Below are 24,655 nucleotides of genomic sequence, written 5' to 3' on the forward strand. Positions count from 1 at the left end.
CTCAAACAGAACGATCGTCACCTGTCAGACGGCAGTCTGGAAAATCACGCCGTCTGCTTTTTCCGTGTACTGACTCAACTGGTCAAAGTTGAGATAGCGATAGGTGTCAGTGGCTGTTTTATCAACCTGTGCCATGAACTGCTGATACTCATCTGGCGTAGGCAGTTTACCTAACAGCGATGAGACGGCAGCCAGCTCCGCAGAGGCCAGATAGACATTAGCCCCTGTACCCAGACGGTTCGGGAAGTTACGGGTTGACGTCGAGACCACCGTTGCGCCGTCAGCCACACGTGCCTGGTTACCCATGCACAGTGAACAGCCCGGGATTTCAATACGCGCACCGCTCTTACCAAATACGCTGTAGTAACCTTCTTCTGTCAGCTGAGCCGCGTCCATTTTGGTCGGTGGCGCGACCCACAGACGGGTTGGTAACTGGCCTTTATGGCTGTCCAGCAACTTACCTGCCGCACGGAAGTGACCGATATTGGTCATGCACGAGCCGATAAAGACTTCATCAATCTTCTCGCCCTGCACATCAGACAGCAGACGCGCATCGTCCGGATCGTTTGGCGCACACAGAATCGGCTCTTTGATCTCAGCCAGATCGATGTCAATCACCGCGGCATATTCCGCATCGGCGTCGGCTTCAAGCAACTGTGGATCCGCCAGCCATTTCTCCATGCCTTCGATACGGCGCTCCAGCGTACGACGATCGCCGTAGCCTTCAGAGATCATCCATTTCAAGAGGACAATGTTAGAGGTCAGGTACTCTTTGATCGGCGCCTGATCCAGCTTAATGGTACAGCCCGCAGCAGAACGTTCTGCAGACGCATCGGTCAGTTCGAACGCCTGCTCAACTTTCAGATCGGGCAGACCTTCAATTTCAAGGATGCGGCCAGAGAAGATGTTCTTCTTGCCTTTCTTCTCGACGGTCAGCAGGCCCTGCTTAATGGCATACAGCGGAATGGCGTGAACCAGATCGCGCAGCGTAATGCCAGGCTGCATTTTACCTTTGAAACGTACCAGCACCGATTCCGGCATATCGAGCGGCATAACGCCCGTTGCCGCAGCAAAGGCGACCAGGCCCGAGCCTGCCGGGAACGAAATCCCGATAGGGAAACGCGTATGAGAATCGCCACCTGTTCCGACGGTATCCGGCAGCAGCATACGGTTCAGCCAGGAGTGAATAACCCCGTCACCCGGACGCAGAGAAACCCCGCCGCGGTTCATGATGAAGTCAGGTAACGTATGGTGCGTGTTCACATCCACCGGCTTAGGATAAGCCGCCGTGTGACAGAACGACTGCATGACCAGGTCAGCCGAAAAGCCCAGGCAGGCCAGGTCTTTCAGTTCGTCTCGGGTCATTGGGCCGGTAGTATCCTGTGAGCCCACAGAGGTCATCTTAGGTTCGCAGTACGCACCGGGACGGATGCCGTCAACACCACAGGCACGGCCCACCATTTTCTGTGCCAGCGAGTAGCCACGTGTGCTTTCAGCCACGTCTTTCGCGATACGGAACACGGTACTGGCAGGCAGCCCCAGCGATTCGCGCGCTTTGGTCGTCAGGCCACGGCCAATGATCAGGGGAATACGACCACCAGCACGGACTTCATCGATCAGAACGTCGGTTTTCAGTTCAAAACTGGCCAGCAGGTCGCCGGTTTCGTGGTTGCGGACTTCACCTTTGAAGGGATAGATATCAATGACATCGCCCATATTCAGGTTGTTCACATCCACTTCAATCGGCAGCGCGCCTGCATCTTCCATGGTGTTGAAGAAGATAGGGGCAATCTTGCCACCCAGCACAACGCCACCGCCTTTTTTGTTTGGCACGTTCGGAATGTCATCGCCCATAAACCACAGCACCGAGTTGGTTGCCGATTTACGTGATGAACCGGTGCCTACAACGTCACCGACGTAGGCCAGCGGAAAACCTTTGGCCTGCAGCGCTTCAATTTGTTTGATCGGTCCGATGTTGCCTGGCTCATCTGGCTCAATGCCTTCGCGGGCATTTTTCAGCATTGCCAGCGCATGCAGAGGGATATCAGGACGTGACCAGGCATCCGGTGCCGGAGACAGATCGTCTGTATTGGTTTCGCCAGTGACTTTGAAAACCGTTACGGTAATTTTTTCAGCCAGCTCTGGACGTGACAGATACCATTCGGCATCCGCCCATGACTGCATCACCTGTTTCGCATGCGCGTTGCCTGCTTTGGCTTTTTCTTCAACGTCGTAAAAGCTGTCAAACATCAGCAACGTGTGGGAAAGCGCTTTTGCCGCAATCGGCGCGAGTTTCGCATCATCTAATGCTTCAATCAGAGGATGGATGTTGTAACCGCCCTGCATGGTACCGAGCAGTTCAACGGCTTTTTCAGGAGATACCAGAGGAGAGGTTGTTTCGCCTTTGGCGACAGCAGCCAGGAAACCTGCTTTAACATACGCCGCTTCATCGACGCCGGGTGGTACGCGGTTGACCAACAAATCGGTCAAAAATTCTTCTTCACCCGCAGGTGGATTTTTTAGCAGTTCAACCAGCGCGGCCATCTGGGAAGCATCTAATGGCTTAGGTACGATCCCTTGGGCAGCACGCTCGGCAACGTGCTTACGGTATTCTTCTAGCACGACGTTCTCCTCGCTCTCATTGTATGGGTTTCCGGTGCACCCTGATGACAACGCATTCCATGAGTAGGGTAAGGTGCCCGGTTCCGCGTGGGGCAGCATAGCAGGATTTCAACAGCTTGTTAATCTGTTTACAAAAAAGCAACATTGCGGTTTTCTGCAGCAGAATGCGCTACCTGAACAGAGATAAACGAAAAAAACGCAGGGCTTAATGCCCTGCCGGTTAACCCAGTCATTTCGCTGTAAGCTTAACGATCGATCATGCCATATTCTGCATCCGCATAGCGTTCACCCCGCACGTTTTGCGGCGCAAAGAGCCTGTCCAGCGTGTCACTGTCCGCCCCTGTCAGGACGACATTCGCTGCGGCACAGTTTTCTTCCAGATGATGGACCTTGCTCGCTCCCGGAATCGGCACAATATCTTCCCCCTTCGCCATGACCCATGCCAGCGCCAGTTGTGCCGCAGTAATACCATAACTGTGTGCCATCTCAGTGAGCTGCGCGACTAACTTTTGGTTATGTTCCTGTGCCTGCTCCTGAAAACGCGGCAAACTGCGGCGGAAGTCATGCGGATCCAGCGCGTCCACGGACGTCAGTTTGCCCGTCAGGAAGCCCCGGCCCAACGGACTGTAAGGCACAAAACCGACATTCAGTTCACGACAGGTCGCCAGAATGTCCTGCTCGGGATCGCGGGTCCAGAGTGAGTATTCGCTTTGTAAGGCAGAGACGGGATGGACGGCACAGGCGCGCCGCAGCGTAGCAGATGAGACTTCAGACAACCCAATATAGCGGGCTTTTCCCTCTTTAATCAGATCCGCCATCGTGCCAATCACGTCTTCAATCGGTACGCTCGGATCAAAACGGTGCTGGTAAAGCAGATCGATATGATCGGTCCCCAAACGGGTTAACGATCCTTCGACTGCACGGCGAATATGCTGAGGCTGGCTGTTAACGCCCGTCATCTTTTCCCAGCCCTGACCTTCGCCAGTAATCGCAAAACCAAATTTTGTGGCCACCGTGATATTGTCGCGGCGGCCTTTAAGGGCTTTAGCGATGAGCACCTCGTTGGTAAAGGGACCGTAGATTTCGGCGGTATCCAGAAAGTTGATGCCCAGTTCAAACGCGCGCGACAGCGTATTTAATGCCTGCTGCTCATCATGATTGCCATAGGCGAAGGTCATGCCCATACAGCCGAGTCCCAGTGCTGAAACGCGTAATCCCTGATTACCCAATTGACGTTGTTGCATGATGTTTTCCTCTTTGTTGCGGTGTTATTGTTATAATCCTCATCAATACCAACAACAATTGCGCTATTCTTGCCCATTCAGTGAGGAAAATTCATCAATGACACTTTCGCGGGCCACCCTGCAGGAACTGGAAATGTTCAGCGCCATTGCGCACCACCGGAGCTTCCGCAAAGCCGCACAGGCACGCAACGTGACGCCGTCTGCGTTGAGCCACGCCATGCGCCATTTTGAGCAACGGCTAGGGGTGAGATTGCTCAACCGCACGACGCGCAGTGTCTCACTGACCGAGGCTGGACAACATTTTCTGCAGCGCATTCAGCCTGCCTTACTCGATTTATCGCAGGCCGTGGATGAACTTAACGACTGGCGAGCCCGGCCTTACGGTACGCTGAAACTCAATATGCCCCGCTCTGCAGAAGCGCTGTTTTTTGACAGCCTGATCCTGCCCTTTCTCCAGCGCTATCCGGACATTACGCTGGAAATTGACAGTAACGATGCGCTGGTGGATATCCTTGAAGCCGGTTTTGATGCAGGCATTCGCTACGGTGATGTGCTGGCGCAGGATATGATCGCCCTGCCCTTTGGCCCGGCAATGCGTACACTGGTTGTCGCAAGCCCGGCGTTTATCGAACGTCATGGTGCCCCGCAAACACCGGACGATCTGCTGCAGTTTCCCTGCATTGAGCGGCGTTTCCCGAGCGGGCAACGCTATCGCTGGGAATTCATGCACGCAGGGAAAAAGCGGGAAGTCGCCGTCAGTGGCTCTCTGGTGCTGGACAACAACGAACGAATATTGCAGGCCGCCCTTGCGGGAGCAGGGATTGCTTTTCTGCAGGAGGCCGTGGTCAGTGCCAGTCTGCGAAGTGGCTCACTCGTTGAGCTGTTAAGTCACTATACGGAGAATGCCGATGGCTTCTGGCTCTACTATCCTGGCAGGCGTTATGTCTCTGCACCATTACGTCATTTTATTGACTGGTTACGTGTTAATAATAACGAAGTGATCAACCATCAAGATTAACAGCAACATAAGAACCGAGAAATAATTATTTTAAAATAGTCATGAAAGAATCAGCACAAATAACATTTAAAATATAAAAGACAGAAATTTTTATTAATTAGCATTATGAAAAAATAAAAAACCAGGGGACAGTAAGATAATAAATGCGTAGACTGCGGTTGGGCGCCTGAAGCTTTCTGCTTTGGGTAAGAACCTGAGGTGGAAAGAGGAAGGAACCGCTCACATTAATCAGTCAACTAATGCGAGCGGAGGTCACTACCCTAACACCTCAACACTGTCAGGGTAGCCCCTCGCTCGATGAAAATCAAGAGAGGTGCCACCATGAAGTCGAAATACGGTTTACTTGTTATTAGCGGGTTAATTCTCTTAGGATTGAGTTTATCAAACCGAGGTTCATTATGTGAGCTTCGCCTCAGAATAATGAGTGCTGAACTTTCGGCTGTCTTGAATTACGAAACCAGGCAGTAAAACTTCGTTAGTGGCGGAGTTTACTCCGCCCTATATGCCAGTGTAAATGTGTTAGCGCAGGCGCCCTTTCCTTTATTGATTTTCTTATTCGATAATAATCAGCATAAAAAAACGGCCCCATAAGGGGCCGCTATGACTGTCCTGAGACTTATTTCTTCTTCGCTTTCGCGTTAGGCAGATCGGTGATGCTGCCTTCAAAAATTTCAGCCGCCAGTCCTACGGATTCATGCAGGGTTGGGTGCGCATGAATGGTCAGCGCAATATCTTCTGCGTCACAGCCCATTTCAATGGCCAGACCGATTTCACCCAGCAGTTCACCGCCGTTCGTTCCGACAATGGCACCACCGATAACACGATGGGTCTCTTTGTCGAAAATCAGTTTGGTGATGCCATCTGCACAGTCAGAAGCAATCGCACGGCCTGATGCCGCCCACGGGAATGTGGCGGTTTCATAGCTGATGCCTTTCTCTTTCGCTTCTTTCTCAGTCAGACCGACCCAGGCAACTTCTGGCTCAGTATAGGCAATGGAAGGAATCACTTTCGGATCGAAGTAGTGTTTCAGACCTGAAATGACTTCTGCCGCAACATGGCCTTCATGCACGCCTTTGTGTGCCAGCATTGGCTGACCTACAATGTCGCCGATCGCATAAATGTGTGGCACATTGGTGCGCATCTGCTTGTCAACGTGGATGAAGCCGCGATCGTCAACTTCGACACCGGCTTTGTCAGCATCCAGGCCTTTACCGTTCGGTACACGACCAATCGCAACCAGAACCGCATCATAACGCTGAGCCTCACCCGGCGCTTTTTTGCCTTCCATCGAAACATAGATACCGTCGTCTTTGGCTTCTACGGCGGTCACCTTGGTTTCCAGCATCAGGTTAAATTTCTTGCTGATACGTTTGGTAAAGACTTTAACCACGTCTTTATCGGCCGCCGGGATAACCTGGTCAAACATCTCGACCACGTCGATCTCTGAACCCAGCGCATGGTAAACGGTAGCCATTTCCAGACCGATGATTCCGCCACCCATAACCAGCAGACGCTTAGGCACTTCTTTCAGTTCCAGCGCGTCAGTGGAATCCCATACACGAGGATCTTCATGAGGAATGAACGGCAGTTCGATAGGACGTGAACCTGCAGCGATAATGGCGTTATCGAAGTTAATAGTGGTTGCGCCACCTTCACCTTCGACCACCAGCGTATTGGCACCGGTAAATTTGCCCAGGCCATTAACCACTTTCACTTTACGCCCTTTCGCCATGCCAGACAGGCCGCCGGTCAGTTGGTTAATCACCTTCTCTTTCCAGCTACGGATTTTGTTGATATCCGTTTGCGGCTGACCAAACACAATGCCGTGTTCTTCGAGCGCTTTCGCTTCTTCAATCACTTTAGCAACGTGCAGCAGCGCTTTAGACGGGATACAGCCTACGTTAAGACAGACACCACCGAGGGTGCTGTAGCGCTCAACCAGTACGGTTTCCAGACCTAAGTCAGCGCAACGAAAAGCTGCAGAGTAACCTGCAGGACCTGCCCCAAGTACCACGACCTGAGTTTTAATCTCTGTACTCATCATGACCTCTTATTGGATTTCCGGCGGGTCAGACGCTGAGCCTATCCCATTAGGCTAGTTAACTGGCCATATTGCGTCTGCTGCTGCAAACATTCCCCTATCGGATTTGCCTGCCGTGACTCAATCTGACTGCGCCAATTATGCCTAATGGAATAGGCTCATAATGTCCTTATTCCACCGGGACATGTTCACCGCAAGAGTTTACAGAATTGTTAATAAACTGCCAACAGCGGTGCCCTGAATGTTACAAAAAGGCCGGCATTTGCCGGCCTTTTGCGCTTTTTACATAACCAGACGACGAATGTCTGACAGCATATTGCCAATAATAGTAATGAAACGTGCACCATCCGCACCGTCGATAACACGGTGATCGAAGGACAGAGAGATCGGCATCATCAGACGTGGTGCAAACTCTTTACCGTTCCATACAGGCTCCATTGCGGATTTGGACACGCCAAGGATGGCCACTTCCGGCGCGTTAACAATCGGCGCAAAGTGCGTGGTGCCCAGGCCGCCCAGGCTGGAGATGGTGAAACAACCGCCCTGCATATCGCCTGCGGTCAGTTTGCCATCGCGCGCCTTTTTAGAGACCGCCATCAGCTCACGAGACAGCTCGGTGATGCCCTTCTTGTTCACGTCTTTAAAGACCGGAACGACCAGACCATTTGGCGTATCGACCGCCACGCCGATGTTGATGTATTTTTTCAACGTCAGCTTCTGCGCGTCTTCAGACAGGGAGCTGTTGAAACGTGGCATCTGCTCAAGCGCTGCAGCGACAGCTTTCATGATGAAAACCACTGGCGTGTATTTCACGTCCAGTTTGCGCTTCTCGGCTTCGGCGTTCTGCTGCTTACGGAAAGCTTCCAGATCGGTAATATCGGTTTTATCAAAGTGGGTTACGTGTGGGATCATCACCCAGTTACGGCTCAGGTTGGCACCCGAGATTTTCTGGATACGGCCCAGTTCCACTTCTTCAACTTCACCGAACTTACTGAAGTCAACTTTCGGCCATGGCAGCATGCCCGGCAATCCGCCACCGCTGGCTGCGGCTGGCGCAGCCTCTGCGCGTTTCACTGCATCTTTCACGTAAGCCTGAACGTCTTCTTTCAGGATACGGCCTTTGCGTCCTGTGCCTTTCACCTTCGCCAGGTTAACGCCAAATTCACGCGCCAGGCGACGAATCACCGGCGTAGCGTGCACATAGGCTTCATTCTCAGCAAACTCGCCTTTGCTGTCTGCTTTTGGTGCAGGGGCAGCGGCAGGCTGAGATTCCGCCGCCGCAGGTGCAGGGGCCGACTCTTTCTTAGCCGCCGGTGCCGCGGCAGGGGCAGCGCCTTCCACTTCAAACACCATGATCAGCGAACCGGTGCTGACTTTATCGCCCGTCGCGACTTTCAGTTCTTTGACGGTGCCCGCGAACGGTGCCGGAACTTCCATCGACGCCTTATCGCCTTCCACTACAATCAGTGACTGCTCAGCCTCGACTTTATCGCCGACCTTCACCAGCACTTCGGTGACTTCAACTTCGTCGCCGCCGATGTCAGGTACGTTAACGTCTTTTGCCCCTGCGGCCGCAGCGGGTGCCGTCGCAGCCTCTTCTTTCACTTCTGGCTTCGCATCAGCAGCCGGTGCAGCACCCTCTGTTTCAAAGACCATGATGTGAGAGCCGGTATTCACTTTATCGCCGGTGGCGATTTTAATCGCTTTCACCACGCCCGCGAACGGTGCCGGGACTTCCATTGAGGCTTTGTCGCCTTCAACGACGATCAGCGATTGTTCAGCTTCAACTTTGTCGCCCACTTTCACCAGAATTTCGGTGACTTCGACTTCGTCACCACCGATATCCGGTACGTTAACGTCTTTGCTGGCGCTGGCAGACGCAGCGGCGGCAGGGGCGGCCTCAGCTTTTTTCTCTTGAGCTGGCGCCGGTGCCGCTTCAGCAGCACCTTCTGCGTCAAACATCATGATCAGCGAGCCGGTTTCCACTTTGTCACCGGTTGCGATTTTGATCTCTTTTACTACGCCGGCCTGCGGCGAAGGCACTTCCATAGAAGCTTTATCGCCTTCTACAGTGATCAGCGACTGCTCGGCTTCCACCTTATCGCCAACCTTGACCAGAATTTCGGTGACTTCAACTTCGTCTGACCCGATATCCGGTACCTTGATTTCAATAGCCATTACTCTGTTACCTCTTAAGCCAGACGCGGGTTAACTTTATCGGCATCGATCTTGAACTTCACGATCGCATCCGCCACGACTTTCTTATCGATTTCGCCACGTTTAGCCAGTTCACCCAGCGCGGCTACCACAACGTATGCTGCATCCACTTCAAAGTGGTGACGCAGATTTTCACGGCTGTCAGAGCGGCCAAAGCCGTCGGTGCCCAGCACACGGTAATCGCTTGAAGGCACGTAGCTGCGAACCTGCTCAGCAAACAGCTTCATGTAGTCGGTTGATGCGACAGCGGGTGCTTCGTTCATCACCTGAGCGATGTAAGGCACACGCGGCGCTTCTGTCGGATGCAGCATGTTCCAGCGCTCACAATCCTGACCATCGCGGGCCAGTTCGGTGAACGAGGTGACGCTGTAAACGTCCGAACCGATGCCGTAATCAGCCGACAGGATCTGCGCGGCTTCACGCACATGGCGCAGGATAGAACCTGAACCCAACAGCTGAACTTTACCTTTGCTACCGTCTACGGTTTCCAGCTTGTAGATACCTTTACGGATACCTTCTTCGGCACCTTTCGGCATCGCTGGCATGTGGTAGTTTTCGTTCAGCGTAGTGATGTAATAATAAATGTTTTCCTGCGCTTCACCGTACATGCGTACCAGACCGTCGTGCATGATGACAGCCACTTCGTAGGCATACGCTGGATCGTAGGAGATACAGTTTGGAATGGTCAGTGACTGAATATGGCTGTGACCATCTTCATGCTGCAGACCTTCACCATTTAGCGTAGTACGGCCTGAGGTACCGCCGACCAGGAAGCCGCGCGCCTGCTGGTCACCCGCCAGCCACATCAAATCACCAATGCGCTGGAAGCCAAACATCGAATAATAGATGTAGAACGGAATCATCGGCAGGTTGTTAGTGCTGTAAGAGGTCGCCGCCGCCAGCCAGGACGATCCTGCGCCCAGCTCGTTGATCCCTTCCTGCAGAATCTGACCTTTCTCGTCTTCTTTATAGTAAGCCACCTGCTCGCGGTCCTGCGGCGTGTACTGCTGACCGTTCGGGCTGTAGATACCAATCTGACGGAACAGGCCTTCCATACCAAAGGTACGGGCTTCATCGGCAAGAATCGGCACCAGACGATCTTTAATCGACTTGTTCTTCAGCATCACATTCAGCGCACGCACAAACGCGATGGTGGTAGAGATCTCTTTGTTCTGCTCTTCCAGCAGCGCACTGAACTCTTCCAGCGCCGGCATTTCCAGCTTTTCCGTGAAGTTAGGCTGACGTGAAGGCAGGTAACCGCCTAATTTCTCGCGCTGACCATGCAGGTAGTTGTACTCTTCGGAGCCTTTCTCAAAGGTGATGTAAGGCAGCGACTCAATTTTGTCGTCTTCGACCGGCACGTTGAAACGATCACGGATATAGCGTACGCCATCCATGTTCATCTTCTTCACCTGGTGCGCGATGTTCTTGCCTTCTGCGGTGTCACCCATACCGTAACCTTTGATGGTATGAGCCAGAATCAGAACCGGCTTGCCTTTGGTGTCCTGCGCTTTTTTCAGTGCCGCGTAAATTTTCTTCGGATCGTGACCACCACGGTTCAGTGACCAAATCTCATCGTCTGACCAGTCTTTCACCAGCGCAGCGGTTTCCGGATATTTACCGAAGAAGTGCTCGCGCACGTAGGCACCATCACGCGATTTAAACGTCTGGTAGTCGCCGTCGACGGTTTCGTTCATCAGCTGGATCAGTTTACCGCTGGTGTCATTGCGCAGCAGTTCATCCCAACGACCGCCCCAGATAACCTTGATCACTTCCCAGCCAGCACCGGCAAAAATGCCTTCCAGCTCGTTGATGATCTTACCGTTACCGGTGACCGGTCCATCCAGACGCTGCAGGTTACAGTTGATGATAAAGACCAGGTTATCCAGTTTTTCACGGGTCGCGATGGTGATCGCACCTTTGGATTCTGGTTCATCCATCTCGCCGTCGCCCAGGAACGCGTAAACGGTCTGGCCAGAGGTGTCTTTCAGACCACGGTGTTCCAGATACTTCAGAAACTTAGCCTGATAGATAGCGTTGAGTGGTCCCAGGCCCATTGAAACGGTCGGGAACTGCCAGAACTCCGGCATCAGTTTTGGATGCGGATAAGAAGACAGGCCTTTGCCATCGACTTCCTGACGGAAGTTATTCATCTGCTCTTCGGTCAGACGGCCTTCCAGGAAAGCACGGGCATAGATACCCGGAGAAATGTGGCCCTGGAAGTACACCAGATCGCCGCCATCTTTCTCACTGCGCGCGCGGAAGAAGTGGTTAAAACACACTTCATAGATAGTGGCAGAAGACTGGAAGGAGGACATGTGGCCGCCAAGCTCCAGATCTTTCTTCGATGCGCGCAACACCGACATGATGGCGTTCCAGCGGATAGCGGATCGGATACGACGTTCAAGTGAGGTGTTGCCCGGATATTCCGGTTCATCTTCAACGGCAATAGAGTTGATATAGTTACTGATAGCGGCAGCACCGCCAGCAACTTTCACACCGCCTTTACGGGCTGCACTCAGCACCTGATCAATCAGATACTGTGCACGTTCAACACCTTCTTCACGGATGACCGATTCGATCGCCTGTAGCCAGTCACGAGTTTCAATCGGATCCACGTCATTGTGTAAACGTTCTGACATGGGGGTATTCCTTATCTGTGTCTAATACGTTGAAAAATCGGGAGCCTGTTAACGTCAGGGAGACAGGCTCGTCGCACATGTCCGCACGATCTTTGCCGCGCGTTATTCCTTACGTTGCTGTAAACGACGTAGGGAGCGTTCTCGACGGCTCTGCTCCCGACTTCTGTCCAGCAAGATTTCCTCAATGAACGCCAGGTGACGGTGTGATGCCTCGCGTGCTTGTTCTGGCTCACGAGCCACAATCGCCTCAAAAATTCTGGCGCGGTGACCGCTCACTTTCGCCAGCATTTCCCGGCGAGAGTAGAGCAATTCAAAATTCTGTCGGACATTCTGTTCCAGCATAGGGCCCATTGATCGTAGCAAATGCAAAAGCACGACATTATGGGCCGCTTCTGTGACAGCGATCTGATACTTCATCACTGCGTCTGCTTCAGCGTCGAGATCGCCGCTGTCCTGCGCCTGTTGGATATGAAGATGACAGTCGCGAATACGCTGCAAATCTTCTTCTGTGCCACGCAGTGCCGCATAGTAAGCCGCAATGCCTTCTAAAGCGTGGCGCGTTTCCAGCAGATCAAACTGAGATTCCGGATGTTCGGCGAGTAGCTCTACGAGTGGATCGCTCATGCTCTGCCAGAGATGTTTTTGTACGAATGTTCCGCCGCCCTGACGGCGTAATAACAATCCTTTCGCTTCTAATCGCTGGATTGCCTCACGGAGAGACGGACGTGAAACATCGAATTGTTTGGCGAGTTCGCGCTCGGGGAGCAACTTCTCTCCCGGCTGCAGCGTCCCTTCCATAATGAGGGATTCCAGTTGCTGCTCAATCGCATCGGAGAGTTTGGGTTGACGAATCTTGCTATAAGCCATCTTCCCTTCTTAAAGTATGCCGGTCAAACAAAGTAAATTGGTAATACCAATTCAAAAAAGGTGCCCGTAAAGTAACAAAGTATTCACCTTGTGTCTATACGGCATCTGTGACACTTCGGTGAAGGAATGCGGGATGCGCGCGTTAAATCCAGAGATAAAAGTGGGGAATCAGGCCATACCTGGACGTTAATTTTTTTAACCTTTACCAAAAATTACACAGCATGTATGACTAAACCGATTTAGCCATCAGCGCCTGGTCAGCGCGGTTTGCTGCCGTTTTTCTCATCGGGGGTAAATAAGACGGCAGACCGTTTGATTCTTTTTAAGCCAACTCGTACCGGGGCTGGCGAAAGCAGGTGCAAAGCCCTGCGCTTATCACTATTCTGTTGGTCAGGTTACAGCTGGCGGCATTACGCAAGTCTGACACCTTAAAAACATCATTCTTAAGTGTATTTAATTCTTTACAGTCAGCACATTCTGAAGCGAAGAATAACAACATCATGAGGTGTGTATGGAACAACAGCACGGTGAATCGCTGAAGCGCGGTTTAAAAAATCGCCATATACAGTTGATCGCCTTGGGCGGTGCAGTGGGAACCGGCCTGTTTCTGGGCAGCGCGTCGGTCATCAAATCCGCAGGTCCCGCCGTTATTTTAGGCTATGCGATTGCCGGGTTTATCGCCTTTCTTATCATGCGTCAGTTGGGTGAAATGGTGGTCGAGGAGCCCGTTGCCGGGAGCTTCAGCCACTTTGCCTATAAATACTGGGGAAATTTTGCCGGTTTCGCCTCTGGCTGGAACTACTGGGTGCTGTATGTGCTGGTCGCCATGGCGGAGCTGAGTGCCGTCGGTAAATACATTCAGTTCTGGGCGCCCGATTTTCCCACCTGGGCATCAGCCGCTATCTTCTTCGTGCTGATTAATGCCATTAACCTGACGAACGTTAAAGTGTTTGGTGAAATGGAGTTCTGGTTTGCCATTATTAAAGTTATCGCGGTGATTGCGATGATCCTGTTTGGCGGCTGGTTACTGTTCAGTGGTACCGGTGGGCCGCAGGCAACCGTGCGTAACCTGTGGGAACACGGCGGCTTTATGCCGAATGGCCTCGGTGGGCTGGTGATGGTTATGGCGATTATCATGTTCTCCTTTGGCGGTCTGGAACTGGTCGGGATTACGGCGGCAGAAGCGGACAATCCTGAAACCACGATTCCAAAAGCCACCAACCAGGTGCTGTGGCGGATCCTGATTTTCTATATCGGCTCGCTGGCAGTGCTGCTGTCATTAATGCCGTGGACGCGCGTGACTGAAGATACCAGCCCCTTTGTGTTTATCTTCCACGAACTGGGCGATGCCATGGTTGCCAATGCACTGAACGTGGTGATCCTCACCGCCGCACTGTCGGTCTATAACAGCTGCGTTTACTGTAACAGCCGCATGTTGTTTGGTCTGGCACAGCAGGGGAATGCGCCAAAAGCGCTGCTGAACGTGGACCGCCGCGGTGTGCCCGTGATGAGTATTCTGGTGTCAGCCGTCGCCACCGCGCTGTGCGTGCTGCTGAACTTCCTGATGCCGGGCGAAGCGTTTGGTCTGCTGATGTCGCTGGTCGTGTCTGCGCTGGTCATCAACTGGGCGATGATTAGCCTGGCGCACCTGAAATTCCGTAAAAAGAAAAACCAGCAGGGCGTTACCACCCGTTTCAAAGCGGTACTGTACCCTCTGGGTAACTGGGTTTGCCTGATCTTCCTGGCTGGCATCCTGGTCCTGATGGCGATGACGCCAGGCATGGCCATTTCCGTATGGCTCATTCCTGTCTGGCTGTTCATCCTGGCTATTGGCTATTTCATCAAGAATAAGACGCAAAAAGCCTGACGACATTGCCTGCCCGCCGACAGAAAGCGGCGGGCAGGCAGTCGGTAAACCCGACCCTGCTCACACTTCTCCCTGCACGGCTGTTTTGTCCATCATCCCAACAATTTCGTGCCGCACCGCCTGTGGATTAAACATTAATAATCCTTTTATGTTTAATTCCTCTGCAGGTTACAACAATGACAGATAACCCCCTCTCATTCAGAGAAAAGCTGGGCTATGGCATGGGTGATGCGGGGTGCAACATGATCGGTGGCGCTGTCATGCTGTTCCTCAGCTATTTCTATACCGACGTTTTTGGCTTAGCACCGGCCTTAGTGGGCGTGCTGTTACTCTCGGTGCGCATTCTGGATGCCATCACCGACCCGATAATGGGCGCGATAGCTGACCGTACCAAAAGCCGCTGGGGGCGTTTCCGTCCCTGGTTACTGTGGGTGTCAGTGCCCTACGTTATATTCAGTGTACTGATGTTTACCACGCCAGACTGGAGCTATCCCAGCAAGGTCATCTGGGCCTTTACCACCTACTTTTTCATGTCCCTGGCCTATACCGCCATTAATATCCCCTACTGCTCGCTGGGTGGCGTCATGACTAACGATCCCGGTGAGCGTGTCTCCTGCCAGTCGTACCGGTTTGTCATGGTCGGCATTGCCACCCTGATTCTGTCACTGTCGTTGCTGCCGATGGCGGAATGGTTTGGCGGTGAGAACAAGGCGCGGGGTTATCAGATGGCGATGGCTGTGCTGGCCCTGGTGGGACTGGCAATGTTTCTGTTCTGCTTCGCCACCGTGCGGGAACGTATTCAGCCTGCCGTCCCTACTCATGATGATCTGAAAAACGATTTGCGTGATGTGTGGAAGAACGATCAGTGGGTGCGCATCTTGCTGTTGACACTTTGCAATGTCTGCCCGGGTTTTATTCGTATGGCAGCAACCCTCTATTACGTGACCTGGGTCATGGGACAAACGGCGCACTTTGCCACGCTGTTTATCAGCCTGGGGGTGGTTGGCATGATGCTGGGTAGCACGCTGGCAAAAGTCCTCACCGACCGCTGGTGTAAGTTGAAAGTCTTTTTCTGGACCAATATCGCCCTTGCCCTGTTCTCCTGCGGTTTCTACTGGCTTGATCCCCACGCCACCGTGACAGTCGTTATCGCTTACTTTCTGCTTAATGTTCTTCATCAAATTCCCTCCCCTTTACACTGGTCTTTGATGGCGGATGTGGACGATTACGGTGAATGGAAAACCGGTAAGCGTATTACCGGCATCAGCTTTTCAGGCAATCTGTTCTTTCTCAAGGTCGGACTGGCCGTCGCGGGGGCGATGGTCGGTTTTCTGCTCTCGGCTTACGGTTATGATGCGGGTGCGAAACAGCAATCGGCTCACGCGCTCAACGGCATTGTCCTGCTGTTTACCGTTATCCCCGGGGCTGGCTATTTGATTACCGCGGGCGTGGTGCGACTGATGAAAGTGGATCGCACATTAATGCAAACCATTCAACGCGATCTTGCCCTCCGCCAGATTCAGGCGCACGAAAAACACCCTACCGAGCTTCCGACTGGAGAGTTGAAATGAGCGAAAACTGGCCCAACCCCTTTATTGAACGGCGCGCCGATCCGTTTATCCTGCGCCACGGAGAACACTATTACTTTATTGCTTCCGTACCGGAATATGATCGTCTTGAGCTACGTCGTGCCAGCACGCTAACGGCCTTACGCACCGCGACACCGGTCGTGGTCTGGCGTAAACCCGATATTGGGCCGTTCAGTGAGCTGATCTGGGCACCGGAGTTGCATCGTATTGCAGAACACTGGGTTATCTATTTTGCCGCAGCGCCTTCGCGCGATATCAAAGATGGCTTGTTTCAGCACCGGATGTACGCGCTGGTGTGCAACGATGACGACCCGCTCAGTGGCCACTGGCAGCCCCCGCGCCAGGTGTTAAGTCATCTCGACAGTTTTGCGCTGGATGCCACCCACTTTGTTCACCAGGGGAAAAACTGGTACTTATGGGCGCAGAAAGATCCTGCAATTCCAGGGAATTCCAACCTCTATCTGGCTGAATTGCGTAATCCATGGACGCTCAAAGGCAAACCGGTGATGCTGAGCCGTCCGGAATATGAATGGGAGTGCGCGGGGTTTAGCGTCAACGAAGGCGCGGCCGCGATAGTGCATGGTGACTGGCTGTTTATTACCTATTCTGCCAGCGCAACGGATGAAAACTACTGCATGGGCCTGCTTTCCATTCCGCGTGATGCCGATCCGCTGAACGCGATGGCCTGGCAGAAATCAGCGCGTCCGGTCTTTGCAACCAGTTGGGAAAACCGCCAGTATGGACCGGGACACAGTTGTTTTACTCAGGATGAGGACGGGCGCGATCTGCTGGTCTATCACGCACGCAATTATACAGAAATTGAGGGCGATCCCCTTTGGGACGGTAATCGCCATACGCGTCTGAAATATTTTCACTGGCGTGAGGATGGCACACCCGACTTCGGGATTCCCCCTGCCGACTACACCAACGTGCCGTAAATGGTCAGCAACGCCACAACCACCACCAGCACCAGCGAAATGCGCTTCGCCAGCGCCACGGCGACACGTGGCGTTGCGACCTTATCGCTGTGCGGATCGCGAGCCAGCGAAAACTGCGCCAGCGTGGTTAAAACCTGGTACTGCGAGTGGTGCCTGTCCGTCAGCGAGGCAAACCAGGCAGGCAAGGCTTTCTCACCGTGCCCCAGCAGCGCATAGGCAACGCCCGCCAGCCGCACCGGGATCCAGTCAACCACATGCAGAATGCTGTCCACGCCAGACTGAGAGCGGGCCATGGGCGTGCAGTGTTTTGCCAGCCAGCTTTGCCAGGCGCGTAAAAACGCATACCCCACGAGTAACACCGGTCCCCAGGCACCGCCCACCACGAACCAAAACATCGGTGCCAGATAGAAACGGAAGTTAATCCAGATGAGCGCATTCTGAAGCTCACGAAGGAATTCGCGTTCGCTGCACTCAACAGGCACACCGTGGATCAGGGTTAACTCTGCCGCCATGGCCTGATGTGCCGCGGCGTCATCACGACTCGCCGCCTGCAAATACGTATGATAGTGCTGACGCACCACACCCGCTCCGATGCACAGTAACCCCACCACGATCCAGAACAGAAGCTGAGGAACACCAAACAAAATGCCTTTCAGGCTCCCGACCACCAGCGCGGTCAGGCCCATCGCGATAATCAGCATCAGCAGTGTGCGCATCACCGAAAAATGCTGACGGCGACGAAACACAGGCTCCAGCCGGTGATCCAGTTGCCAGTGTTCCCCCAGCTTAAACAGCCGTTCCCAACCTAAAACCAGTAACAAGGTAAATAACGTCATAGTTACTCCAATTTTTGTTGCTGTAACCGCTGTTTAAAATCGTCCCAGTCAAACGCCGGGCCGGGATCGGTTTTCCGTCCCGGTGCAATATCACTGTGGCCGGTAATGCGCGCAGGCGTTAACGGATAATGGGCTAACAACGTCTGCGTGACCTGATGCAGAGCGGCGTATTGTGCCTCGGTATAAGGTTCAATATCCGTGCCCTCCAGTTCAATGCCAATTGAAAAGTCGTTGCAGTTTTCCCGCCCCTCAAACTGCGAGATGCCAGCGTGCCAGGCACGTTTATCAAAGGGAACATATTGCACGATTTCGCCATCACGTCGGATAAGGCAGTGCGCCGCAACGCGCAGATGAGCAATCTCAGCAAAGTAGGGATGCGCGTCGGCAGGCAGCGTGCCGGTGAACAGTTTATCAATCCACGGGCCGCCGAATTCGCCGGGCGGCAGGCTGATATTGTGAATGACCAGAAGGGATGGCGCTTCGTTATGCGGCCGATCATTACAATGGGGGGACGGCACCTGTCGCACACCGGACAGCCAACCTTTTTCTACTTTCATGCTGGATTCTCTTCGCAGGACCGGTTTGAGAATAGCATGAATTTTAAGGGATTATTGCGTCAAAATGCGTTGCACTATCGGGCTGATAAACGCACATGTTAAGTATACTAAACAAAAAGTGACTAAGGACTGGTGCCTTCGCGCTATTCAGGCTATGGTAATCGCCTCTGTTATCTGACATTTACTGGAGCGGAACGCGTATGTCTGTACGTCGCTATGATCCGGACAGTCGCCATCAGGCGCTGCTTGAACGTATTGAAAATGATATCCCCGAGGCCGTTGAACGCGCATTAAAGGAAGATCTCGGCGGTGAGACAGATAGCGACCGCGACATTACCGCGCAGCTCCTGCCAGCCGACAGTCGGGCACATGCTCAGGTTATTACCCGTGAAGCCGGTGTTTTTTGTGGTAAACGCTGGGTCGAAGAGGTGTTTAACCAGTTAGGCGCGCACACCGCCCTGACATGGCATGTGGAAGACGGACAACATGTTATCCCGGATCAACCCCTGTTTGAGGTTGACGGGCCAGCCCGCCTGTTGCTGACGGCCGAACGCACCGCATTGAATTTTGTACAAACCTTGTCCGGCGTCGCCACGGAAGTCAGCCGCTATGTCGCGCTGCTGGAAGGCACACAGACACAGCTTCTGGATACACGCAAAACATTGCCAGGCCTGCGAACAGCGCTGAAATACGCCGTGCTGTGCGGTGGCGGCAGTAATCATCGCCTCGGCCTGTCCGATGCGTTTCTGATTAAAGAAAACCATATTATTGCCAGCGGCTCAATTCGTCAGGCCGTCGAAAAAGCCTTTTGGCTTTATCCGGATGTCCCTGTGGAAGTCGAAGTTGAATCGCTGAAAGAGCTGGAAGAGGCACTGGCTGCGGCGGCCGACATCATCATGCTGGACAATTTTTCCCTTCAGGCAATGCGCGAGGCGGTCAAGATCACGGCTGGTCGTGCGCTACTGGAGGTGTCAGGCAACGTCACCGAAACGACGATTCGGGACATCGCCGAGACCGGTGTGGATTATGTCTCTGTCGGCGCGCTGACCAAGCATGTGCGTGCTCTGGATCTGTCGATGCGCTTTCAGGCGCAATAATCCCTGTTGCCGTGCCGCCGGCACGGCCTGTTTTGTGCACCAGCGTCCAGTGACGTAGTCCTGTTCCTGTAACCCACCAGATTTATTGCCTGCCCTTTTCCACTCTCCGGGTTTCCTGCTGTTATTACCGACAGCGTCTTCCTAGACTGCGGCCTTCTTACTCAGGAGGCAAATATGCACTATCAACAAGGATTCACGTTGGTTGAATTAATGATTGTGGTCGGCATCGTGGCGATCCTCAGCGCTATCGGGCTACCCGCCTATCAAAATTACCTGCAGCGCGCCGCGTTGACCGACATGCTGCAAACCATGGTGCCCTTTAAGACGGCCGTTGAGCTTTGCGCGATTGAACGCGGCGGGCCTGAACAGTGTCAGGCCGGGCAACGCGGTATTCCGCAGGGCACAACATCACGTTACGTGTCGGCGATCACCGTGGTCAACGGCATGATTACCCTGACCGGGCAGGAGAGCCTGAATGGATTAAGCGTAGAAATGCTGCCCGTCTGGGACAGTAACGAAGGCACGCTCGTCTGGCAGCGTACCTGTACCAGCACTAACACCACGTTACGCGACAACTGTCAGGAACAATTCCGCTTTGACAGTCGTGGGGGCACAAATGAGTAAACCCGACGATGCGGTCGCGCTGATCTGTCAGCGCTATCGCGCCATCATCCTCGACCACAACGCGACGCATTTACGTCTTGCTGTCGCTGAGCAGATTCCGCCAGGACTGGCCGAAGCCCTGCAATTTGCCAGCCCGTGTCAGATCGCTATTGAGTGCTGGCCGCAGGCCCGGCTCGAACAGGCTGAAGCGATGCATAGCCCCTTGTGCACTAAAGAGGGTGCCGCCACAGAATCGGCAATCGATACCGCCAGCCAGCTTCTGCATCAGGCCGCACAGCGGCGGGCCTCAGACATCCATATTGAGCCTTATCAGCACAGCCTGCGTATTCGTCTGCGCATTGACGGCGTGTTGCATCCCCTGCCCCTGCAACGGGACATACAGCCAGCGGCTCTGCTGGCGCGGCTTAAAATTTTGGCCGGACTGGATATTGCCGAACGTCGTCTGCCACAGGACGGTCAGTTCAGCCATGAGATTGACGGTCAGGTCGCTTCCTTTCGGCTCTCAACGTTGCTGACGCAGGGCGGAGAGAAAGCCGTCGTACGTTTGCTGCAGCGGGAAGGCGCTACACTGTCCCTGGACTCGCTGGGCTTACCCGCGGCACCGCTGCGCCTGCTCAAGGCTGCGCTGGCACAGCCCCAGGGCCTGATTCTGGTCACGGGCCCAACCGGCAGTGGAAAAACGTTTACCCTTTACAGCGGACTGAGCGCGATTAATCAGCCCGGAAAGAACATTTGCAGTGTGGAAGATCCCATTGAGATCCCTTTGCCGGGCATCAATCAGACGCAAATTAATCCAAAGTATGGGCTCGATTTTAATCGCGTGTTACGCGCGCTGCTTCGCCAGGATCCGGATGTCATCATGATAGGCGAAATACGTGACGGCGAGACCGCTGAAATTGCCGTAAAAGCCGCGCAAACCGGTCATCTTGTCCTCTCGACTTTGCACACTAACTCAACGGCTGAAACGCTAACGCGCTTACGCCAGATGGGCATTCCTGGTTATTTACTGGGCTCAGCGTTGCGCCTGATTATTGCTCAGCGCCTGGTCAGACGCCTGTGTCCGCACTGTCGTGAACCTGCACAGGCCGTAGCACATCTCCCGGCGTCAGTCTGGCCAGGCACGTTACAAACCTGGCGGGCACCGGGTTGCGATCACTGCTTTTCGGGTTATTTTGGCCGTCTGGCTTTATTCGAACTCCTGCCCGTTACAGCCAAACTGCAAAATGCTATCGCCGCCGAAATGCCTCTGGAGGAGGTATTGGCGCTGGCAAAACAGCAAGGGATGCGCACGCTACAGGCTTCGGGGCTGGACGCTGTCAGCCGCGGCGAAACCTCTCTGGAGGAGATGCAGCGCGTTATTGGGCTCGAATCATGACGCACCTTTTTCTTTATCGCTGGTATGCCGTAGATACACAGGGCAGACTGCAAACGGGTTATCATCTGGCCCCCGACAGTGAGACGCTGTCTGACGACCTTTCGCGCCGGCACTTAGTGCCGGTGAGCGAGAAGCGGGAAAAAATGATGCGCCGACGTGACTGGCGGTCACAGCATAAAATTGATTTCATTCGCCAGCTCGCCACCCTGCTAAAGGCGGGCCTTCCTTTGTCGCAAAGCCTTGATCTGCTGGCATCAGGTCACCCGCATGCCGCCTGGCGGGCGTTGATGCAGGCCTTACAGCATCACGTCTTGCGTGGCGAGCCATTTTCGCAGGCATTACGCCAGTGGCCAGAGGTTTTTCCGCCACTTTTTGCTGCGCTGATGGCGGTCGGCGAGCTGACCGGTCAGTTGGATATCTGCTGCGAACAACTGGCGCAGCAACAAACACGTCAGCAGCATTTGCGCGCTAAGGTCTTGAAAGCCCTGCGTTATCCCCTGTTTATTCTGTTCGTGGCGTTGGCCGTCACCTGCGGTATGTTGCTGTTTGTGTTGCCGGAGTTTGTTTCCGTCTATGCCTCGTTTGACGCGCCTTTACCCGCCTTCACCGCCGCCGTTATCACCCTGTCCGACGCATTACAGGCGGGCGGATTGCCGCTAATCGGGGGCATTGCCCTGCTGGCGACGGGCTGGTACCACGCGCGGCGGCGCTCTGAAAACTGGCAGCGCTGTGAGCAACGCGCCCTGCTGCGTGTGCCGGTTATCGCCGGGCTATGGCAGGGTAGTCAACTGACGCAAATCTACAGTGTGTTGCAACTGACCCAGCAGGCAGGATTAACCCTGCTCCAGGGACTTGATGCGGCCTGTGTCACGTTGTCATCGCGGCTGTGGCAGGATGCCATCAGGGCTATTCAGCAGCACATTGCGCAAGGCAATCCTCTGCACCAGGCGTTGCACTCGCATCCCCTGTTTACGCCACTTTGTCGTCAGTTGATTCGTGTGGGCGAAGAGTCAGGCGCACTGGATGTGATGCTGGCGCGTCTGGCTGAATGGCATGAAAGAGAAACGCTGACGCGGGCCGATAATCTGGCCGCCTCGCTGGAACCCGTGATGATGGTGGTGATTGGCGGCATTGTCGGCACACTGGTGATCGCCATGTATCTGCCTGTGTTTGGGCTAGGTGAGGCCATGCAGTAAAGGTACTCCGTTCCTTTACTGCATGCTGAGCAGGCAGGGTTAACGGGAAAAGATGCGGTTTTCCTGCTCGGCCACCCGAATAAACGTGGTGCGCTTGGTTAACTCTTTTAGCCGCTCAGCTCCCACATAGGTGCAGGCAGAACGAAGCCCGCCGAGAATATCGCGAAGGGTTTCTTCTACCGGTCCACGCAAGGGGAGTTTCACTGTTTTCCCTTCTTCCGCACGATATTCCGCCACGCTTCCCGCATGACGTTTCATTGCGGATTCTGAGCTCATGCCGTAAAACAGCATAAACCGCTCGCCGTTTTCTTCTGTAATTCGGCCTTCGCACTCATCATGTGCCGCCAGCATGCCGCCCAGCATGACAAAATCCGCACCGCCACCAAACGCTTTGGCGATATCACCCGGCACAGCGCATCCGCCATCGCTGACAATTTGCCCACTCAGGCCGTGCGCCGCATCGGCGCACTCAATCACGGCTGAGAGCTGCGGATATCCCACGCCGGTTTTGACGCGCGTGGTGCAGACTGAGCCCGGTCCAATCCCCACCTTCACGATATCCGCTCCGGACAGGATTAACTCTTCGACCATTTCCCCCGTGACGACGTTACCCGCACAAATCGTTTTGCCCGGGAAGATCTCGCGCGCGCGCTTCAGGAAATCGACAAAGTGCTCAGAATAACCATTGGCAACGTCAATGCAGATGAACTGCAGGTCATCGCAAATGGCCATGACCGCAATAAGTTTGGTGAGATCGGCGTCTGAGGTGCCGGTAGATACCATCACATATTTCAGTACTGATGCCGGTACGCGTTGAACAAACGTCCGCCAGTCTTCCACACTGTAGTGTTTGTATACGGCTGTTAATACATTGAAACTGGCCAGCGCCTCGGCCATTGAAAAAGTCCCCACCGTATCCATGTTGGCCGCGATAACAGGTACGCCGCGCCAGTCCAGGCCGGAGTGTTTGAACGTAAAGCTGCGATCCAGTTCGACCTGAGATCGGCTTTTCAGCGTGGAGCGCTTTGGACGAATCAGTACGTCTTTAAAGCCCAGTTTCAAATCTTCTTCAATGCGCATACATAATGTCCTGGTAAGAGGTTATTCATCGCCATGAAGGGCGTTATCACAAAGCCAGTCACCTCATGATACGCGCCATTTGCACCGCAACAAGAGTGCGAATTTCACTTTATTTACGCTACAATCCATCAGATTCGACGGCGTCTTTCTAACGAAATCGGACGCGCAACATGATCGTGTCGTAACGCTTTGGCTTACCTGTGACTGAACGACTAAGAGAGTGAGAGTGAGAGATACGCCCTACACGGTGGCGCTGACCGGTGGCATTGGCAGCGGCAAGAGCACTATTGCCGCGTACTTTGCTGCAGAAGGCGTGACGATCATTGACGCTGATGTCATTGCCCGCGAGGTCGTCGAGCCGGGCACGCCTGCTCTGCAGGCGATTGTTGCACGCTATGGTGACAGTATTCTGACCGATCAGGGAACACTGCAACGTGCGCGCTTAAGAGAGATTATTTTTGCGGCACCTGATGAAAAAAACTGGCTAAACGCGCTGCTTCATCCCCTGATTAACGCCCGCACACAGCAGCTTAAAGCGCAGGCGACCTCACCTTATGTCCTGTGGGTCGTGCCGTTGCTGGTTGAAAACCAGCTCCAGCATCAGGCCGATCGGGTTTTGGTTATCGACACCGATGAAGAAACACAGCTGAAACGTACGCTCGCACGCGACAACGTTTCTCCTGAGCAGGCTAAACGCATTCTTGCGGCACAGGCGACGCGCCAACAGCGCCTCGCCTGTGCCGATGATATTATTGATAACAGTGGCGCGCCTGAAAATGCGCTACCCCAGGTTGCCAGACTTCATCAGCGTTATCTGAAGCTTGCGGCAGCGAAACAGGATTAAT

At 53.9% G+C, this 24,655-nt stretch carries 18 protein-coding genes; 9 read left to right on the forward strand and 9 right to left on the reverse strand.

The window, feature by feature from the left end; all coding sequences use genetic code 11:
* Positions 1-24: 24 nt before the first annotated feature.
* Together acnB and C1N59_RS16510 are read right to left on the reverse strand one after the other, a co-directional pair.
* On the reverse strand, positions 25-2,622 hold the full coding sequence (gene acnB, locus C1N59_RS16505) for a bifunctional aconitate hydratase 2/2-methylisocitrate dehydratase (RefSeq protein WP_072021701.1): 2,598 nt from the start codon (positions 2,620-2,622) through the stop codon (positions 25-27).
* Between the two features lie 245 nt (positions 2,623-2,867).
* On the reverse strand, positions 2,868-3,866 hold the full coding sequence (locus C1N59_RS16510) for an aldo/keto reductase (RefSeq protein ID WP_006117706.1): 999 nt from the start codon (positions 3,864-3,866) through the stop codon (positions 2,868-2,870).
* 97 nt (positions 3,867-3,963) lie between these two features.
* Here C1N59_RS16510 and C1N59_RS16515 point away from each other — a divergent pair, with 97 nt between their 5' ends.
* Positions 3,964-4,884: a LysR family transcriptional regulator gene (locus C1N59_RS16515; protein ID WP_394549890.1), complete on the forward strand. Its 921-nt coding sequence runs from the start codon at positions 3,964-3,966 to the stop codon at positions 4,882-4,884.
* A 616-nt stretch (positions 4,885-5,500) separates the two neighbouring features.
* Here the strand turns inward: C1N59_RS16515 and lpdA are convergent.
* The 4 genes from lpdA to pdhR form a co-directional block, all read right to left on the reverse strand.
* A complete protein-coding gene (gene lpdA, locus C1N59_RS16520) occupies positions 5,501-6,925 on the reverse strand; it encodes a dihydrolipoyl dehydrogenase (protein WP_394550888.1) in 1,425 nt (474 codons plus the stop codon).
* Positions 6,926-7,207: 282 nt separating this feature from the next.
* Complete coding sequence (aceF, locus tag C1N59_RS16525) at positions 7,208-9,103, reverse strand: pyruvate dehydrogenase complex dihydrolipoyllysine-residue acetyltransferase (RefSeq protein ID WP_394549891.1); 1,896 nt, start codon at positions 9,101-9,103, stop codon at positions 7,208-7,210.
* Between the two features lie 14 nt (positions 9,104-9,117).
* Positions 9,118-11,784, reverse strand: coding sequence for a pyruvate dehydrogenase (acetyl-transferring), homodimeric type (gene aceE / locus C1N59_RS16530; protein ID WP_033740274.1), 2,667 nt, complete (start codon positions 11,782-11,784; stop codon positions 9,118-9,120).
* A 102-nt stretch (positions 11,785-11,886) separates the two neighbouring features.
* The gene (pdhR, locus tag C1N59_RS16535) at positions 11,887-12,651 is read right to left on the reverse strand and encodes a pyruvate dehydrogenase complex transcriptional repressor PdhR (RefSeq protein ID WP_033740273.1); all 765 of its coding nucleotides are present in this window, start codon (positions 12,649-12,651) and stop codon (positions 11,887-11,889) included.
* Between the two features lie 511 nt (positions 12,652-13,162).
* Between pdhR and aroP the strand changes: the two genes are divergently transcribed.
* The 3 genes from aroP to C1N59_RS16550 all read left to right on the forward strand — a co-directional run bounded on the left by aroP (position 13,163) and on the right by C1N59_RS16550 (position 17,045).
* Complete coding sequence (aroP, locus tag C1N59_RS16540) at positions 13,163-14,518, forward strand: aromatic amino acid transporter AroP (protein WP_394549892.1); 1,356 nt, start codon at positions 13,163-13,165, stop codon at positions 14,516-14,518.
* 176 nt (positions 14,519-14,694) lie between these two features.
* Complete coding sequence (locus tag C1N59_RS16545) at positions 14,695-16,089, forward strand: glycoside-pentoside-hexuronide (GPH):cation symporter (protein ID WP_110267846.1); 1,395 nt, start codon at positions 14,695-14,697, stop codon at positions 16,087-16,089.
* Positions 16,086-17,045: a glycoside hydrolase family 43 protein gene (locus C1N59_RS16550; RefSeq protein ID WP_394549893.1), complete on the forward strand. Its 960-nt coding sequence runs from the start codon at positions 16,086-16,088 to the stop codon at positions 17,043-17,045. The genes C1N59_RS16545 and C1N59_RS16550 overlap by 4 nt, the downstream gene beginning before the upstream one ends.
* On the opposite strand, the gene ampE is transcribed toward C1N59_RS16550, so the two are convergent.
* Positions 17,027-17,881, reverse strand: a complete 855-nt coding sequence (gene ampE / locus C1N59_RS16555; RefSeq protein ID WP_394549894.1) for a beta-lactamase regulator AmpE — start codon at positions 17,879-17,881, stop codon at positions 17,027-17,029. The genes C1N59_RS16550 and ampE overlap by 19 nt on opposite strands.
* A gap of 2 nt (positions 17,882-17,883) precedes the next feature.
* Complete coding sequence (ampD, locus tag C1N59_RS16560; RefSeq protein ID WP_006117696.1) at positions 17,884-18,438, reverse strand: 1,6-anhydro-N-acetylmuramyl-L-alanine amidase AmpD; 555 nt, start codon at positions 18,436-18,438, stop codon at positions 17,884-17,886.
* Positions 18,439-18,638: 200 nt separating this feature from the next.
* Between ampD and nadC the strand changes: the two genes are divergently transcribed.
* The 4 genes from nadC to hofC all read left to right on the forward strand — a co-directional run bounded on the left by nadC (position 18,639) and on the right by hofC (position 22,730).
* Positions 18,639-19,535, forward strand: coding sequence for a carboxylating nicotinate-nucleotide diphosphorylase (nadC, locus tag C1N59_RS16565; protein ID WP_394549895.1), 897 nt, complete (start codon positions 18,639-18,641; stop codon positions 19,533-19,535).
* A gap of 174 nt (positions 19,536-19,709) precedes the next feature.
* Positions 19,710-20,159, forward strand: a complete 450-nt coding sequence (gene ppdD / locus C1N59_RS16570; protein WP_006117693.1) for a prepilin peptidase-dependent pilin — start codon at positions 19,710-19,712, stop codon at positions 20,157-20,159.
* A complete protein-coding gene (gene gspE / locus C1N59_RS16575; RefSeq protein ID WP_394549896.1) occupies positions 20,152-21,534 on the forward strand; it encodes a type II secretion system protein GspE in 1,383 nt (460 codons plus the stop codon). Before ppdD ends, gspE begins: the two co-directional genes overlap by 8 nt.
* Entirely contained in the window at positions 21,531-22,730 is a 1,200-nt protein-coding gene (hofC, locus tag C1N59_RS16580; protein ID WP_205955971.1) for a protein transport protein HofC, read from the forward strand. Before gspE ends, hofC begins: the two co-directional genes overlap by 4 nt.
* A gap of 39 nt (positions 22,731-22,769) precedes the next feature.
* Here the strand turns inward: hofC and C1N59_RS16585 are convergent, their stop codons facing one another.
* Positions 22,770-23,810 (reverse strand): GMP reductase, encoded by a 1,041-nt coding sequence (locus C1N59_RS16585; RefSeq protein WP_394549897.1) that lies wholly within the window; start codon positions 23,808-23,810, stop codon positions 22,770-22,772.
* 226 nt (positions 23,811-24,036) lie between these two features.
* Here C1N59_RS16585 and coaE point away from each other — a divergent pair, with 226 nt between their 5' ends.
* Complete coding sequence (gene coaE / locus C1N59_RS16590) at positions 24,037-24,654, forward strand: dephospho-CoA kinase (protein ID WP_006117689.1); 618 nt, start codon at positions 24,037-24,039, stop codon at positions 24,652-24,654.
* Position 24,655 lies beyond the last annotated feature (1 nt).

The sequence above is a fragment of the Pantoea sp. SGAir0183 genome (genome assembly GCF_043545505.1).